The organism is Sphaerisporangium sp. NPDC049457, assembly GCF_055586705.1.
Map to the genome: position 1 here is coordinate 38,169 of NZ_JBVJHR010000029.1, position 14,258 is coordinate 52,426.

Annotated in this window: 10 protein-coding genes; 1 reads left to right on the plus strand and 9 read right to left on the minus strand. The window is 71.9% G+C overall.

Annotated elements, in window-relative coordinates; translation table 11 throughout:
- Nucleotides 1-40 precede the first annotated feature (40 nt).
- The 9 genes from ACZ6QO_RS34920 to ACZ6QO_RS34960 all read right to left on the minus strand — a co-directional run bounded on the left by ACZ6QO_RS34920 (nucleotide 41) and on the right by ACZ6QO_RS34960 (nucleotide 12,411).
- The gene (locus ACZ6QO_RS34920) at nucleotides 41-814 is read right to left on the minus strand and encodes an aspartate/glutamate racemase family protein (RefSeq protein ID WP_465857298.1); all 774 of its coding nucleotides are present in this window, start codon (nucleotides 812-814) and stop codon (nucleotides 41-43) included.
- Nucleotides 811-3,396: a condensation domain-containing protein gene (locus tag ACZ6QO_RS34925; protein ID WP_465857300.1), complete on the minus strand. Its 2,586-nt coding sequence runs from the start codon at nucleotides 3,394-3,396 to the stop codon at nucleotides 811-813. The genes ACZ6QO_RS34920 and ACZ6QO_RS34925 overlap by 4 nt, the downstream gene beginning before the upstream one ends.
- Nucleotide 3,397: 1 nt before the next feature.
- Entirely contained in the window at nucleotides 3,398-5,278 is a 1,881-nt protein-coding gene (locus ACZ6QO_RS34930; protein WP_465857302.1) for a non-ribosomal peptide synthetase, read from the minus strand.
- A gap of 52 nt (nucleotides 5,279-5,330) precedes the next feature.
- Nucleotides 5,331-7,193, minus strand: coding sequence for an asparagine synthase (glutamine-hydrolyzing) (asnB, locus tag ACZ6QO_RS34935; protein WP_465857304.1), 1,863 nt, complete (start codon nucleotides 7,191-7,193; stop codon nucleotides 5,331-5,333).
- Nucleotides 7,194-7,241: 48 nt separating this feature from the next.
- Nucleotides 7,242-8,123 (minus strand): LLM class F420-dependent oxidoreductase, encoded by an 882-nt coding sequence (locus tag ACZ6QO_RS34940; protein ID WP_465857306.1) that lies wholly within the window; start codon nucleotides 8,121-8,123, stop codon nucleotides 7,242-7,244.
- A gap of 146 nt (nucleotides 8,124-8,269) precedes the next feature.
- Complete coding sequence (locus tag ACZ6QO_RS34945) at nucleotides 8,270-8,815, minus strand: dihydrofolate reductase family protein (protein ID WP_465857308.1); 546 nt, start codon at nucleotides 8,813-8,815, stop codon at nucleotides 8,270-8,272.
- 16 nt (nucleotides 8,816-8,831) lie between these two features.
- Nucleotides 8,832-9,341: an SRPBCC family protein gene (locus ACZ6QO_RS34950; protein WP_465857310.1), complete on the minus strand. Its 510-nt coding sequence runs from the start codon at nucleotides 9,339-9,341 to the stop codon at nucleotides 8,832-8,834.
- A 94-nt stretch (nucleotides 9,342-9,435) separates the two neighbouring features.
- Nucleotides 9,436-10,683 (minus strand): cytochrome P450 family protein, encoded by a 1,248-nt coding sequence (locus ACZ6QO_RS34955; protein WP_465857312.1) that lies wholly within the window; start codon nucleotides 10,681-10,683, stop codon nucleotides 9,436-9,438.
- Nucleotides 10,684-10,830: 147 nt separating this feature from the next.
- Complete coding sequence (locus ACZ6QO_RS34960; protein ID WP_465857314.1) at nucleotides 10,831-12,411, minus strand: FAD-binding oxidoreductase; 1,581 nt, start codon at nucleotides 12,409-12,411, stop codon at nucleotides 10,831-10,833.
- A 443-nt stretch (nucleotides 12,412-12,854) separates the two neighbouring features.
- Here ACZ6QO_RS34960 and ACZ6QO_RS34965 point away from each other — a divergent pair, with 443 nt between their 5' ends.
- Nucleotides 12,855-14,201 (plus strand): extracellular solute-binding protein, encoded by a 1,347-nt coding sequence (locus ACZ6QO_RS34965; RefSeq protein ID WP_465857316.1) that lies wholly within the window; start codon nucleotides 12,855-12,857, stop codon nucleotides 14,199-14,201.
- Nucleotides 14,202-14,258: the final 57 nt, after the last annotated feature.

The window sequence follows — 14,258 nt, forward strand, 5'->3', positions numbered from 1 at the left end:
GCCCGCGCTCATCGGCCGTCCTCCCATCGGGTGTCCGCGCTCATCGCCTCGCCGCGCCCGCCGGGTGGTACAGGCGGCTCACGCAGGCGGAGGCGAGCGCGTCCAGGCTGGAGATCATCATGTCCGGGGGCAGGAACGCCGCGGCGTACGCCAGCGGCAGCTCGGTGCAGGCGGCCACCACCGGAACGTCCTCGCGGTGCCACAGACCCCGCACCACCGTGCCGAGCAGCGCTCCCGCCTGGTGGGCCCGCCCGGCCTTCACCAGCGTGGCGGCGTGGTGGATGGCCTGCTGGGTGCCGCTGCCGGGCAATAGCAGGCGGTAGCCGAGCTTCTCGGCGCGCCGCTGGTACAGGCCGCTGACCACCGTTCCGGTGGTCGCGGCGAGCCAGCCGCCGCGGGGGCTGCGGCGGCCGGCCTCCTCCAGCGTCGCGTCGACGATGTGCACCACCGGCGCGGGCAGCAGCCCGGCGAGCCGGTCGAGGTACACGTGCGCGGTGTTGCAGGGCACCGCCAGCAGGTCGGCGCCCCATTCCGCGAGCGTGGCCAGGCCGTCCCTGATGGGCGGCAGCGGCGCGTCGCTGCCCGCGAGCACCGACGCCGTCCGGTCGGGGATGGTCGGGTCGGACAGCATCAGGATCCTCGGGTGCTCCTGGTCGGTCGTCCCGGGGACCCGGGCGGCGAGCAGGCGCAGGAACTCGGCCGTCGCGGAGGGCCCCATCCCTCCGAGGACGCCGAGCGTCGGCCGCAGCGGGGGCAGGGGCGGCGGCGCCTGCGTCTCCATCCGGTCCTCGCCGTCCCGTCCGCCGGTTCTCATGTCACCTCGGTGCCGGCGCGCGACAGCAGCCCGGCGACCCGGCGGGGGATGTCCGCCTCGCGCAGCAGCGCGTACAGCTGGGGGCCGCACCACCAGTCCAGGCGCAGGCGCCCGTCCTGGACGGCTCCGTTCACCGACAGCACGTACGGGCGGGTGCTCGGCATGAGGGTGAAGTCGACCTCATCGCGCGCGGCGAGCGTCACCGGCGCCCCGGCGGGGAGCAGCCCGGACAGGTCGCCGAAGTGGTCGTACCTGATGCGCGCGGCGGCGCTGGACCGCGGCGCGATGCCGCAGGGCCCGTCGGCGGACACGATCGCCTTGGTGACGGGCGTGAGCGGCCCGACCTGGCGGACGCCCAGGTCGCGGTCGCCGCCGGCGGTGTGGTCCTGCACGTCGATGGTGATGAACTCGCCGCCGAGCCACTCGGTCAGCACGGTGGCGATGGCCGACAGCACCTTGCCCGCGTCCGGGGCGTCGGCGCCGGCCAGGTCGGCGACGGTGACACGGGTGCGGGTGGGGGTGTCGGCGGCGTCGGCGGAGCATCCGGGGAGGATGCAGTCGCCGGCGCTCGCGGTCCACCCGGCGGGCACCGCGGCCGGCGCGCCCTCGGGGAGGGTGGCGGCGGCGGCCAGGAAGGACGCGGCCGGGGGCAGCTCGACGGACGCCCCGGCCTCCGCCTGCGCCCACGCCGTGCACAGGTCGTCCAGGATCAGCCGCCACGACGGGGTGTCGGCGACCAGCTCGTGGACCACCAGCAGCAGCCAGGTGGGACGGGCGCCGCGGTCGATGAGGGCGATCTGCAGCACGGGCCCGTCGGTCAGGCTGAGCCGGGCGCGCATCCGGTCGACGGCGGCCCGCAGCAGTCCCGGCTCGGCGGCCTCGTCCAGCCTGGACAGGTCCAGGCCGATGACCGGCAGCCCGGCGCCGACGCCGCCGTCGCGCTGCCGCCGCTCGCCGCCACCGCCGTCACCGCCGCCGCCGACCAGGCGGGCGCGCAGCGCGTCGTGCTGCAGCAGCAGTTGCAGGGCCACCTTGCGGACGCGGGCGGCGTCGGGGCGTCCCGGCAGCTCCAGCAGCAGGGCGCGCGCCCGGCGTTCGGCGTCGGCGGGATGCCGGTCGAGGTAGTCGCGCTGGACCGGCGTCAGCGGGACGGTCAGGTCGCCGGCGACGACGGGCTTGGGCGGCTCGGGCTCCTCGCCGATGTCGGTGCCGAACCGGGTGGGCCGCGGCGGGGCCAGCGCCTCGCGTACGACGGCCCCCGCGGCGCGCGGGATCTCCTCCACGGCCACCCACTGCTCGGGCACCAGGATGTCGGGCACGACGGCCGCCACCGAGGCGCGCAGCTCGTCGCCGTCGATCGGCCCGCGCGGCACGTAGTAGGCGACCAGCCGGCTGCCCAGCCGGTCGCGGTCGGCGGGGTCAGCGTACCCGATCTTGGCGAGCATCCTCTTGACCCGCGCGGTGTTGACCGGGGCGCGCAGCTCCTCGTCGGCCTCGGCGACCTCCAGGTGGCCGACGCGCACCTCCCACCGGGTGGGGGCCTCGTAGTTGTGGTAGCCGCGCTCCTGGTTGTGCACGTACACGCCCACGTCGTTGATCATGCAGTTGGAGCTGCAGAACCCGGTGTCCTGAGGCTGGGACCAGAAGGACGAGCGGCGCTGCAGGAACTCGCGGATGCCGGTCTTGGTGACGTCGGAGTAGCGGAAGTAGTCGACCACCTCGACCGAGTCGACGGCCGCCGCCGCGATGGCGCTGCCGGTCTGGTGGTAGATCCGGCGGCCGATCGCGAGCTTCGGCTCGATCTCCACGGGGTCGAACACGCCCTGCTGGTAGAACCACGACAGCCGCTCGTCGATGATCTGCCCGCGCGAGAGCCCGGTGACGATGGTGGGGATGCCGCGCTGGTGGGCGAGCTCGGTGCTGAGGTCGAGCAGCGAGCGGAAGCAGCCGTTGCACACGCTCTTGTGCTGCTCCAGGCTCTGCAGGAAGATCTTGTTCTGGTCGGCGCGGGTCATGGTGACGTGCTCGATGCCGAGCTCGCCGGTGATCTCCTCGACGTTGTTCAGCGCCGTCTTGGAGATGAAGCCGTTGTCGAAGGTGAACGTCATCACCCGCAGGCCGAGGTCCACGAGCTGGTGCAGGACGTAGGTGCTGTCCTTGCCGCCGCTGAACAGCAGCAGGCAGTCGTAGTCGGAGCCGCGTTCCCGCGAGCGCGCCTTGATGTGGCCCACCATCTCCTCCGGCTCGCCGAAGAATTCGTGGATGCGCTCTTTGTTCTCGGCGTACATGGCGCACAGGCTGCACACGCCGGCCTCGTCGAACGCGATGCCGGGGTAGCGGTCGGTGATGCCGCACCGCACGCAGTTGCGGGCGCCGGCGCCGCCGTCCACGCCCTGGAACACCACCGCGCAGTCGGCGACGCCGTCCTGCCGCATGAGCGCGGCCTCGACCTCCTGCTCCAGCAGGCGTGCCTGCTCGGGGCCGAGCTCGGGCGCCTGGCCCGGCGGCGTGTCCTGGTCCGACGGCGTCTGCTCGACGGACGGCCGCAGGTGCGGCGCCGTCCATCGGATCGATCCGGCCATGTCAGCTCCCGCTCTCGCGCGCGAGCACCTCTGCGGTGTCCTGCGCGCCGATGTCGGTCAGTGAGACGAAGAAGTCGTCGAGCGGCGCGTCCCGGCTCAGGATGGCGTTCTCGATGAGCGCGGCCAGGGACTCGATGGTCGGCGAGGCGAGGAACTCCTGCAGCGGCACCTCGACGCCGAACTCGGCGCCCAGCCGGGACAGCAGCTCGAAGACGACCAGCGAGCTGCCGCCGACCTCGAAGACGCTCTCGCGGACGTCCAGGTCGTCGACGGGCAGGATGCTCTGCCACACCCGCGCGACGGCCAGCTCGGTGGGGGTGCGCGGCGGGAGGTGGTCCTCGCCGGGCATCTCGCGCCGCAGCACCGGGGTGGGCAGCGCCTTGCGGTCGATCTTGCCGCTGATCGTGCGCGGCAGCTCGGCCAGCGGCACCAGGACGGCGGGGACGGCGCTGTCGGGCAGCCGGCCGCGCACGTGGTCGCGCAGCTCCTGCGGCTCGGCGGGGCCGGACAGCTCGACGAACGCGCACAGGTACGGCACGCCGCCCTCCTCCTCGGCGGCCACCACGGCGGCGTCGGCCACGGCGGGGTGCTCGCGAAGGACGCTCTCGACGCCGCCGAGCTCGACCCGGACGCCGCCGATCTTGACCTGGTGGTCCTTCCTGCCGAGGAACTCGTAGACGCCCTCGGGCAGCAGCCGGGCGTAGTCGCCGGTGCGGTAGACGATGTCGCCCGGGTCGCCGGTGAGCGGGTTGGGCACGAACGCCTTGGCGGTGGCCTCGGGCTGCCGGTGGTAGCCGAGCGAGCGGTAGGGGGTGCGCAGGTAGATCTCGCCGACGCTGCCCGGCTCCGCGGGCCGGCCCATGCCGTTCAGCAGCAGCACCTCGGCGCCCGGCATGGGCCGGCCGATCGGGATGGAGGGCCGCTCGGCGTCGGAGGGGGTGACGAAGTGGTACGTCTTCGTCATCGTCGTCTCGGTCGGCCCGTACAGGTTGAGCAGCTTGATCCGCCGCCCGAAGCGGCCGAACAGCCGCGCGGCGTCGGCGGGCGGCAGCTTCTCCCCCGACATCGCGACGCAGCGCAGCGACGCGAGCTCGTACTCGCCGGCGGCGGCCTCGCGGATGACGCCGCGCAGCAGTGAGGGGACGCAGTGGACCAGGTCGACGCGCTCCTCGTCGATCCAGCGGGTCAGCGCCGAGGGGTCGAGCAGCGTGTCCTGCGACGGGACGCACACGGTGCCGCCGGTGGTGAGCGGGACGAACACGTCGCGCAGCATGGCGTCGAACGCGGGCGAGGTCAGGTGGCCGACCCGCCACCCGGGCCCGACCTCCAGCAGCTCGGTCTCCCAGCGGATGAAGTGGTCGATGCCGGACAGCCGGCCGACGATGCCCTTGGGCCGCCCGGTGGAGCCGGAGGTGAAGAAGACGTAGCAGGGGTCGTCGGGCCCCGGCTCGTACGGGGTCCCGGCCGGCTGCCCGCCGTCCGTCGCTCCCGCGGCGATCCGCTCGGCGCCGGGCGCCGCGGCGGTCAGCACCGCGTCGGCGAGCGCGTCCGCGCCCGTGCCGACGACGGCCCACGCGGGCGCGGTGTCCTCGATCATCTGGGTCAGGCGCGCGTGGGAGGCGGCGGTGTCCAGCGGGACGAAGACGCCGCCGATGCGGAGGATCCCGAGCAGCGCGGCGATGACCTCCCTGCGGTCCTCGGCGAGGACGGGGATCAGCGCCCCGGGGCCCGCTCCGGCCGCACGCAGCGCGCCGGCCAGATCGTCTGCCCGGGCGGAGAGCTCCGCGTACGTCAGCCGCCCCTGCGGGCACTCGACGGCCACCCGCTCGGGGAACCGCTCGATCGCGCGCCCTACGAGCGACTGGATCGCTTCGAAGGCCATCCTGCTTCCTTCCTCTCTGCCAGGGACGCTCGTCCGATCCGCCCCCCGGGGTCTATGCGTGGTCGGCCAGCCCGTAGGTGTCCAGGAGGATGCCGAACGTCAGGACGACCAGCAGCAGGTCGTCCCCCAGGTGGGGGTGGACGTCGAATCCCTCGCGCAGATAGCGGGCCTTGAGATGGTCCACGACGGCCGGGTCGAAGAAGCCCTGCCGCCTGACGCGCTCGTGGGAGAGCATGTCGTTGATCCACTCGACGTTCCGCCGCAGCAGGTGGGGGCTGCCCGGCGCCCGGAAGCCGAACTTCTCCCTGGAGATGATCTCCGGTGGCACGAGCCCCTGGGCGACCTGCTTGACGACGTACTTCTCGCCCGCCTCGTTGACCTTCAGGTGCGCGGGCACGGTGGTGGCGAACTCGATGACGTCGACGTCCAGGAACGGGTACCTGGCCTCGACCGAGTTGGCCAGCGACATGCGGTCGCCGTGGTCGGAGAGCAGGTGGTCCGACAACCGCAGCTTGAAGTCCAGGTACGAGCGCTGGTTGAGGCGGTCGCGACCGGCCAGCATGTCCTTGTCGACCAGCGGGTGGCGCAGGCAGTCGAACTCCTCGAACCGCTCGCGTACGCCCTCCGCGAAGATGTCCATCTTCGACTCGCGCCAGGCGTGGTAGGAGCGCTCGTAGAACAGGCCGGGGTCGCCCCACAGCTGCCTGCGGACGTCGTCCTCCAGCGCCTCGTCCAGGCCGTTGCCCGTGCCGCCGCCGCGGCCGAACCGGTCGAACCGGTAGCCGACGTACCCGCCGAACAGCTCGTCGGAGCCCTCGCCGGTCAGGATCACCTTGACGCCGTTGCGCCGGGCCAGCGCCGACAGCGCCAGCGAGCACGTGTTGTAGGTCTCCTTCACCGGGCATTCGGCGTGCCAGACCATGCGCTGGAGCTCGTCGGTGATGTCGGCGGCGTGGAACTCGGTCTCGTGGTGGCGGGAGGCCACCTTCTCGGCCATGAGCCGCTGGTAGGACGACTCGTCGATGGCGGCGTCGGGGAAGGTGATGGAGAACGAGTGCGAGGGCGGGGTGGTCCGCCCGACCAGCGCCGCGATCAGCGAGGAGTCCAGGCCTCCGCTGAGGTAGAACCCGACGGGGACGTCGGCCTGCAGGCGGCGGCGCACCGACGCGGTAAGCAGGTCGCGCAGCGTCTCGGTGTAGTGCTCGTCCGGCCGGGCCGGCGCGGCCTCTCCCGCGAGCGGGAAGTCAAGGTCCCAGTAGCGGACCTCGCGGACGTCGTCGTCCTCGACCAGCAGGTAGTGGCCGGCGCGCACGCTGCTGACGCCGCGGAACATCGTCCGCGGGCTGACCAGGCCGGGGAAGGTGAGCACCTGGTCCAGGCCGGTGAGGTCGACCTCGCGGCCGACGCCGGGGTGCCGCAGGACGGTCTTGGCCTCCGAGCCGAACACGAAGTGGCCGGCGGTGCGCGCGTAGTGCAGCGGGAGGATGCCGACGTGGTCCCTGGCGAGGAACAGCCGCCGCCGGCGCAGGTCGTAGATGGCGAAGGCGAACTGGCCGTTGAGCCGGCGCAGCAGCTCGGTGCCCTCCTCCTCGTACAGGTGGACCAGGACCTCGACGTCGCAGTCGGTGCGGAACCGGTGCCCCTTGGCGAGCAGCTCGGCGCGCAGCTCGCGGTGGTTGAAGATCTCGCCGTTGCACACGAGCGCGACCTGGCCGTCCTCGCTGAACATCGGCTGGTCGCCGCCGTGCAGGTCGATGATGCTGAGCCGGCGGAACCCCAGGGCGACGCCCTGGTGGAAGAAGCTGCCGCCGGCGTCGGGCCCCCGGTGCTCCAGCGTCTCGGTCATCCGCGCAAGCGCCGGCTCGTCGATGGCACGGCCGTCCCGGAGGGCCATCGACCCCGCGATCCCGCACATCTCTCGGGCGCTCCTTCCACGTAGGCAGCTACAGAACGGCAGGACCGGTCAGGCGTCGGCGACGGCCGGGACGACCTTCTTGCCGATGATCTCCACCTGGCGGACCGGCTCGGGGCCGCCGATGATGCCGATCGCGGTGTCCACGCCGAGTCCGGCGAGCCCGCGCAGGGTCTCGGCCAGCTCCCCGGCCTTGGCGCCGTCGTCGCCGACGTCGAACGGGAAGATCACCGTCTTCTCGATCGCGTCGTAGTCGCGTCCCTCGGCCTCGCAGTGGCCGCGCAGCACGTCCAGCTTGTGCGGCAGGTCGGGGCCCGGGTACAGGTTGCAGGCGTCGGCGTACTTGGCGACCAGGCGCAGCGTCTTCTTCTCCCCGCCGCCGCCGATGAGGATCGGCGGGTGCGGCCGGGTGATGCTCTGCGGCAGGTTCAGCGGCCGGGCCAGCCGGTAGTGCCCGCCCTCGTACGGCCGCTCGTCGCCGCGCTCGCCGTCCCACATGCGGTGACAGATCTGGATCGTCTCCTCCAGCATCTCGAACCGCTCCGCGAGGGAGGGGTAGGGGATGCCGAGGCCGAGCGCCTCGTCCTCGTACCAGCCGACGCCGAGGCCGAGCATCGCCCGCCCGCCGGACAGCACGTCCAGCGACGTCACCGTCTTGGCCAGCACGCCCGGGTGGCGGAAGTGGACGCCGGCCACGATCGGCGCCAGCCGGCAGCGCCGGGTGTGCGCGGCGAGCAGGGTGAGCGTCGTGAAGCATTCGAGCATGGGCGCCTCGGGGCCGCCCGCGTGCGGGCCCTGCCACACGTGGTCGCCCACGCCGATGAGCGAGAAGCCGGCGTCGTCGGCGGACTGCGCGATCTCGACGAGCGTGTCCGCCACCCGGGCCGGGCCGCCCTCCCAGGTGAAGTCCCCGATTTCCAAGCCAACCTTCACGCCGGCCTCCATCTGTTCTCGACAACGGTTCTCGGGCAGCGGTACCCGAGTGCGGGTTCTCGGCGGAGCGCTCCGCCGCGGTGCTCGCCCGGCCGCGGAGCGCGCCGCCGGAGGGGTCTGGTGGGGGCCGGCCGGCGGCCCGGTGGCTACGCCGGCCGGTAACGCAGGACGCAGACACCGGAGTCGAACACCCGGGTGTCCACGAGCTTCAGGTCGATCGGGTCCTTGACGTTCTCGAACAGCGGCTTGCCGTTGCCGAGGACGACGGGGTGGACCCACAGCCGGTACTCGTCGATCAGGCCGAGCCGCATGAGGCTCTGAGCGAGCTCGGCGCTGCCGTAGATCAGCATGTCCTTGCCGGGGCGTCGCTTGAGGCCGGCGATCTCCTCGGCGACGTCGCCCGCGACCACCCGGGTGTTGTTCCACCCGGCGGCCTGGAGGGTGTGGGAGAAGACGACCTTGGGCAGACCGTTGATCTTGTCGGCGAACTCGCCCGTCTGCTCCGGCCAGGCCGCCGCGAAGATCTCGTAGGTCCTGCGTCCCAGCAGCAGGGTGTCGACCTCGTCGATCTGCTCCTCGGCGTACTCCTCCATGTCGTCGCCGAAGATGTCGTTGCTCCAGTCCAGCTCGCCGGCCGGGCCCTCGATGAAGCCGTCGAGGGTCACGAACATGGCCAGGATCACCTTCCGCACGACGTCCTCCGTCCCGTCAGGCCTTGGTCCTGAGGTAGACCTCCAGGCAGTTGAAGAAGCTGCCCCAGCCCTCGACGGCCAGCGGCACCGTCTCGGCCGGCAGGTAGCCGACCTGGAGGAAGGACATCTCGGTGCCGCCGTCGCGCTCGGCGAAGGTCACGGTGATCAGCTCCTCGCCCTCCCCCTGCGCGCTGCGCTCCAGGAACTCGGGGTCCAGCGGGTCGCCGAGGGTGAAGGAGATCTTCTCCGGGCGCACCAGGTCGCGGTACACGCCGAAGAACGGCTGCTCGGCGCGCTCGGTCTCCTCGGTGGCCTCCATGACGATGGTGGCCTTCCAGTGGCCGCCCGGCCGGGCGTCGATGGCGATGTCCGCGAGCGGCGCCGTGGTGCCCTCCGGGCCCCACCAGTGCGTGAAGTGCTCGGCCACCGTCCACGCGTCGAACACCAGCTCGCGCGGCGCGTCGAAGACGCGGGTGATCGACACCTCCTGCAGCGTCGGCGTCGAGCTGGTCGTGGTCTCGGTCACGTGCTTTCCTTCCTGTCGCTGTGCGGAGGGTGGCCTGTCGCCGCGTGCGGTGGGCGCGGCCTTTCGCCCGCGGCCGGACGGCCGCGGGGTGCGGTCAGTGCGCCTCGGCCGGCACCCGGGCGTGCAGGCGGACCGGCAGGCTGCGGTGGCCGTTCATGATGAACGTGGGCAGCGGCTGGAGCTCCTCGGCCGGGACGGCGAGGCTGATGTCGGGGAAGCGCTCGAACAGCGTGGACAGGCCGATGGCGCCGACCAGGCGCGCGATGCCGGCGCCCAGGCAGTAGTGCGGGCCGTAGCCGAAGGAGATGTGCTCCTTGTCCGCGCGGGTGATGTCGAACTCGCAGGCGCTCTCGCCGTGCACCTTGGGGTCGCGGCCGGCGGCGAGGTAGTTGACCAGGATCGGGTCGCCCTTGCGGATCAGCACGCCGTCCAGGTCGACGTCGTCGGCGGCGAAGCGCAGCGGCAGGCTCGCCAGCGGGGCCTCGGCGCGCAGCACCTCCTCCATCACGTCGTCCCAGGTCTTCTCCCCCGACTTCACCAGTTCGAGCTGGTCGGGGTGGGTGAGCAGGTTCGTGACCGCGTTGCTGAGGAAGTTGATCGTGGTCTCCGACCCGGCGCCGAGGATGGCGAAGATGGTGTCGGTGAGCTCGCCCTCGGTCAGCTTGCCGCCGTCCTCGTCGTCCCGGGCGGCGATCAGGTCGCTGGTGATGTCCTCGGCCGGGTTGGCGCGCTTGGAGGCGATGAACTCCGACATGGCGTCCCGCCAGCCCATGAGGATGCCGTGCGCCACCTCGGGGCTGACCGTGGTGTCCACCATCATGTTGATGACGGGCGCGGTCTTGGCGAGCGCGGTCTCGTCCATGCCGATGATGTCGGCGACCAGGCGCGCGGGCAGCGGGTAGGCGAACTGCTGGCGCAGGTCGACGACCTCGCCGGGCGGGGTCGCGGCCAGGGCGTCGAGGATCTCGTTGGTCAGCTGCACGATGAGAGGCTTGATGGCCTCGATGCGGCGCGGGGTGAACGCCTTGCCGACCAGGCGGCGCAGCCGCTTGTGGTCACTGCCCCACGAGGTCGAGATGTTGTCCATGGCGACCCAGCTGATCAGCTCCCAGTCGGGCCGGATCTCGCCGTTGGTGAAGGCCGGCCAGTGGGCGCGGGCGCTCTTGGTGACGCGCGTGTCGGTCAGCACCCGGCGCAGCACCTCGTAGTCGGTGATCGCCCACGCCGTGACGCCGCCGGGCAGCTCGATCAGGGTCGCGGGGCCGAGCGAGCGCAGGTGCTCGGCCTCGGCGTGGATGTCCTTGCCGGTGATGTCCAGGGCGACGGGGCAGCGACTCTCCATGAATGACTCCAAGATCTTGTCGGTGGTGCTGATCAGGGTGCGCGGGCACCCGCGAGCGGGACGGGCGGGGCGACCCGGCCGCCGGAGACGGCCGGCCGGCCTCGCGTCCCACAGGAGAGCGCGGGCCCGGCCCGGGAGGGAGGAGGGCTATTCGGGGAGCCTGATGGACAGCGCGTGGCGGAACACGTTCCGCGGGTCGTAGCGCTTCTTGACCTGCTGGAGGCGGGGGTAGTTGTCCTTGTAGTACAAGGTGTGCCACGGGACGCCGGAGGTGTTCAGCTCCGGGTCGGCCAGGTCGGCGTCCGGGTAGTTGATGTAGGCGCCGTCGCTCAGCTCGTCCGGTCCCGGGACGCCGCCGCTGTGGGCGTAGATGTCGCGGAACAGGTCCCTGATCAGGCCCACGTTCCTGTCGTCGTCGGCCTCGCTCGCCCAGGCGCCCAGGTAGGCCGCCTTGAGGATCGAGTCGCGCTGCGCGGTGGCCGTGGCGTCGGGGGCGACGGTGTTGACCTGGCCGCCGTACCCGACGAGCAGCACCTGCGTCGGGTTGTACACCTCGCCGGTGAAGTGCTTGTGGACGGCGGCGATCTGCGCGTCGCTGTAGCCCTTCCGCAGGTACGCGGCCTTGATCTTGAAGCGGCGCACCCCCGGGTTGCCCGGGTCGCCGTAACCCGGGTAGGACGCCGCGTACAGCCAGGGCTGCACCTCCTGGAACCGCATCGCCGGCTCCACGCCGACCCCGGCGGCCATGTCGTCCAGGAAGGCCGTCATCAGGGCCTCGGCGCCGGGCACGCCGTCGTCGATGAGCGCGCCGACCATCAGCCCGGGCGGGGTGTCCTTGTGCGTGCCGTGGAAGTACGGGAACAGCTTGGCCTCCGGCGTGCCCGGGGCGCTGTTGTTCTCCATCCAGGTGCCGAAGTTGCGCAGCAGCGTGGTGAAGCCCTCCTCCGGCATGCCCTCCCACGACCAGATGGCGAGGCCGCTGCGGGTCGCCGCCGGCGCCTTGGGCAGCAGCTCGGCCGGATCGGAGGAGACGGCGTCCGGGCTGCGCATCCAGTAGCGGGTCACAACGCCGAAGTTGCCACCGCCGCCGCCGGTGTGCGCCCACCACAGGTCCCGGTGCGGGTCGCCCGGCTCACGGGTGGCCACGACCGCCCGCGCCCGGCCGTCCTCGCCGACCACCACGACCTCGACGGCGTACAGATAGTCGACCACCGCGCCGAGACTGCGCGACAGCGGGCCGAAGCCGCCGCCCGCGAAGTGCCCTCCGACGCCGACCTCGGGGCACATGCCGGCCGGGATCGTGACGCCCCACCCCTTGAACAGGACGCGGAAGACGTGCCCGAGAGTCGCGCCGGACTCGATGGCGAACGCGCGGCGGCCGCTGTCGTAGTAGACGGCCGTCATCTCCGAGATGTCCAGCAGGACCTTCACCTCGGAGTTCGCGACGAAGTTCTCCAGGCCGTGCCCGCCGCTGCGCACCGCGATGCGCTTGCCGGCCGCGACCGCCTCGTCGACGGCGGCGACCACCTGCTCGGTCGTCGTCACCACGCGCACGTAGTCAGGGCTGCCGACGAAGCGGTGGTTGGTGCCGCGCAGCATGCTGTCGTAGCGGGGGTCGTCCCGGGTGATGGTGGAGGCTCCGAGGACGGTCTGCTGCTGTCCTCCCGCCGTGGAGGTAACGGCGGCGACGGCCCCGTTGGGATGGCCGTGACTCTGCAGGTCGGTCATATTCGTTCCTCCAGTGGCGGCCGGGCCGCGTCGACGTCGCCGCCCGGCCGAGTCATGGTCGGCTCGGCTCCCCACAAGCCTGCAATCGGCAATAAACCGCCGCATCTTTCGATGTGCTGTGTTGCTTTTGCCTCGCTCCGCTCGGCGGGCCCGGGGCGCCTTTGAGGCGGCGCCCTTCGTCGTCATCCGGGCTCGTTCCTCACCCTCCTTCCTCCTCAGGACACCGCCGCGCCCCGAGCCGCGTTGCTTTCGGGGAAAGCGCAAGGGGCGAGATGCAGCGGGGTCGGGCGGGGGGCAGCATGGGCATTTGGACGCCGACGCACCGCCGTTTGAAGGAAATGGCCGTCCCACCTCTCGCACGACCCTGCCGCCGCACGGAAGGCGGCCGGGCCGTTACGGCTGCGCGGGTTTCACCGCCGTTAATTCGACGAAAGGACGAGCACGTGAGTGAGGCGGACCGCTCCGGGAAAATCGTCATCGACGCCTGGTTCTCCGGATACACGTTCCCGAACTTCCTGGACCCGATCAAACAGCGGGCACGGGAGTTCGAACGGCTCTACCCGCGCTATCGGATAAACGTGGGCAGCTCCTACTTCCAGAATCTGGCCGCGGACGTCGCCCAGGCCGCGCTGGAGGGCCGCCCGCCGACCATCGCCTCCTACTACAGCGGCGCCACGCAGCTCGCCCGCGACACTCTGACGAAGGACGGCAGGCCGCTGTTCACCTCGGTCGAGAAGGCGATCGCCGGCCGCACGGAGATCCTCGGCCAGCCCGTCGTGCTGGACGACATGGTCATCGCCGGCCGGAACTTCTACACCATCGACGGGACCTTCGCGGCGATGCCGATGACCCTGTCGACGATGCACATGTACACCAACCTCACGCTGCTGCGCGCCGCCGGGATCGAGGAGGTGCCGCGCACCTTCCAGGAGGTCGAGGCGGCCTGCGCGGCGATCGCCCGCATGGAGAACGCCCCGCCGCACCGGATCAGCTGGGCCAACGACGGCAAGTTCTTCCAGCAGATGCTCGCCCACCAGGGCGGCCTGCTGACCGACGGCAACAACGGCCGCGACGGACGCGCCACCTCCGTCGACCTGCTGTCCCCGCAGATGATGGCCTTCGTGCTGTGGTGGTCGCGCCTGCACCGGAACGGCCACTTCCTGCACAGCGGCAAGCTGGAGGACTGGGCCGGGTGCGCGCAGGCGTTCAGGGAGCAGCGGGTCGTCTTCCGGTTCAGCTCCTCCTTCGAGGCGCCGTACATGGTGAAGGCCGGGCAGGAGCACGGCTTCGAGGTCGCGGTCACCCCGACTCCGTACAACGCCGACCATCCGTTCGCCGGCAACTGGATCGGCGGCGACGGCATCTGGCTGCGCGACGGGCTGGACGAGGAGACCAGCGACGGCGCGCTGGCCTTCATGCAGTACCTCAACAACCCGCGCAACGCCGCCGAATGGCACAAGGTGTACGGCTCGGCGCCGGTCACGAACGCGGCGGCCGCGCTGCTCGAACGCGAAGGCTGGTACGACGAGCACCCCTACCACCGGGTGACCACCGAGCAGCTGAACTCGACGACGGGAGTGCCGGGCGCGGAGACGCCGATCGTGGGGCACTTCGCGCAGATCCAGCACGCCATGATGTACGCCCTGGAGGACATCATGGCGCTCGGCGCCGACCCGGTGGAGCGCTTCACCCAGGCGGCCAAGGAGGCCGAGGAGCTGCTGGCGGAGTACGGCCGGCGTTGCCTGGTGAACGGCCCCCGGCCGGCGCACTGCACGCTCATCGACAGCTGACGAAAGCCCGCCCTCCCGCGGCGTGAAGGGCCGGCGGTCCCATGCGGACCGCCGGCC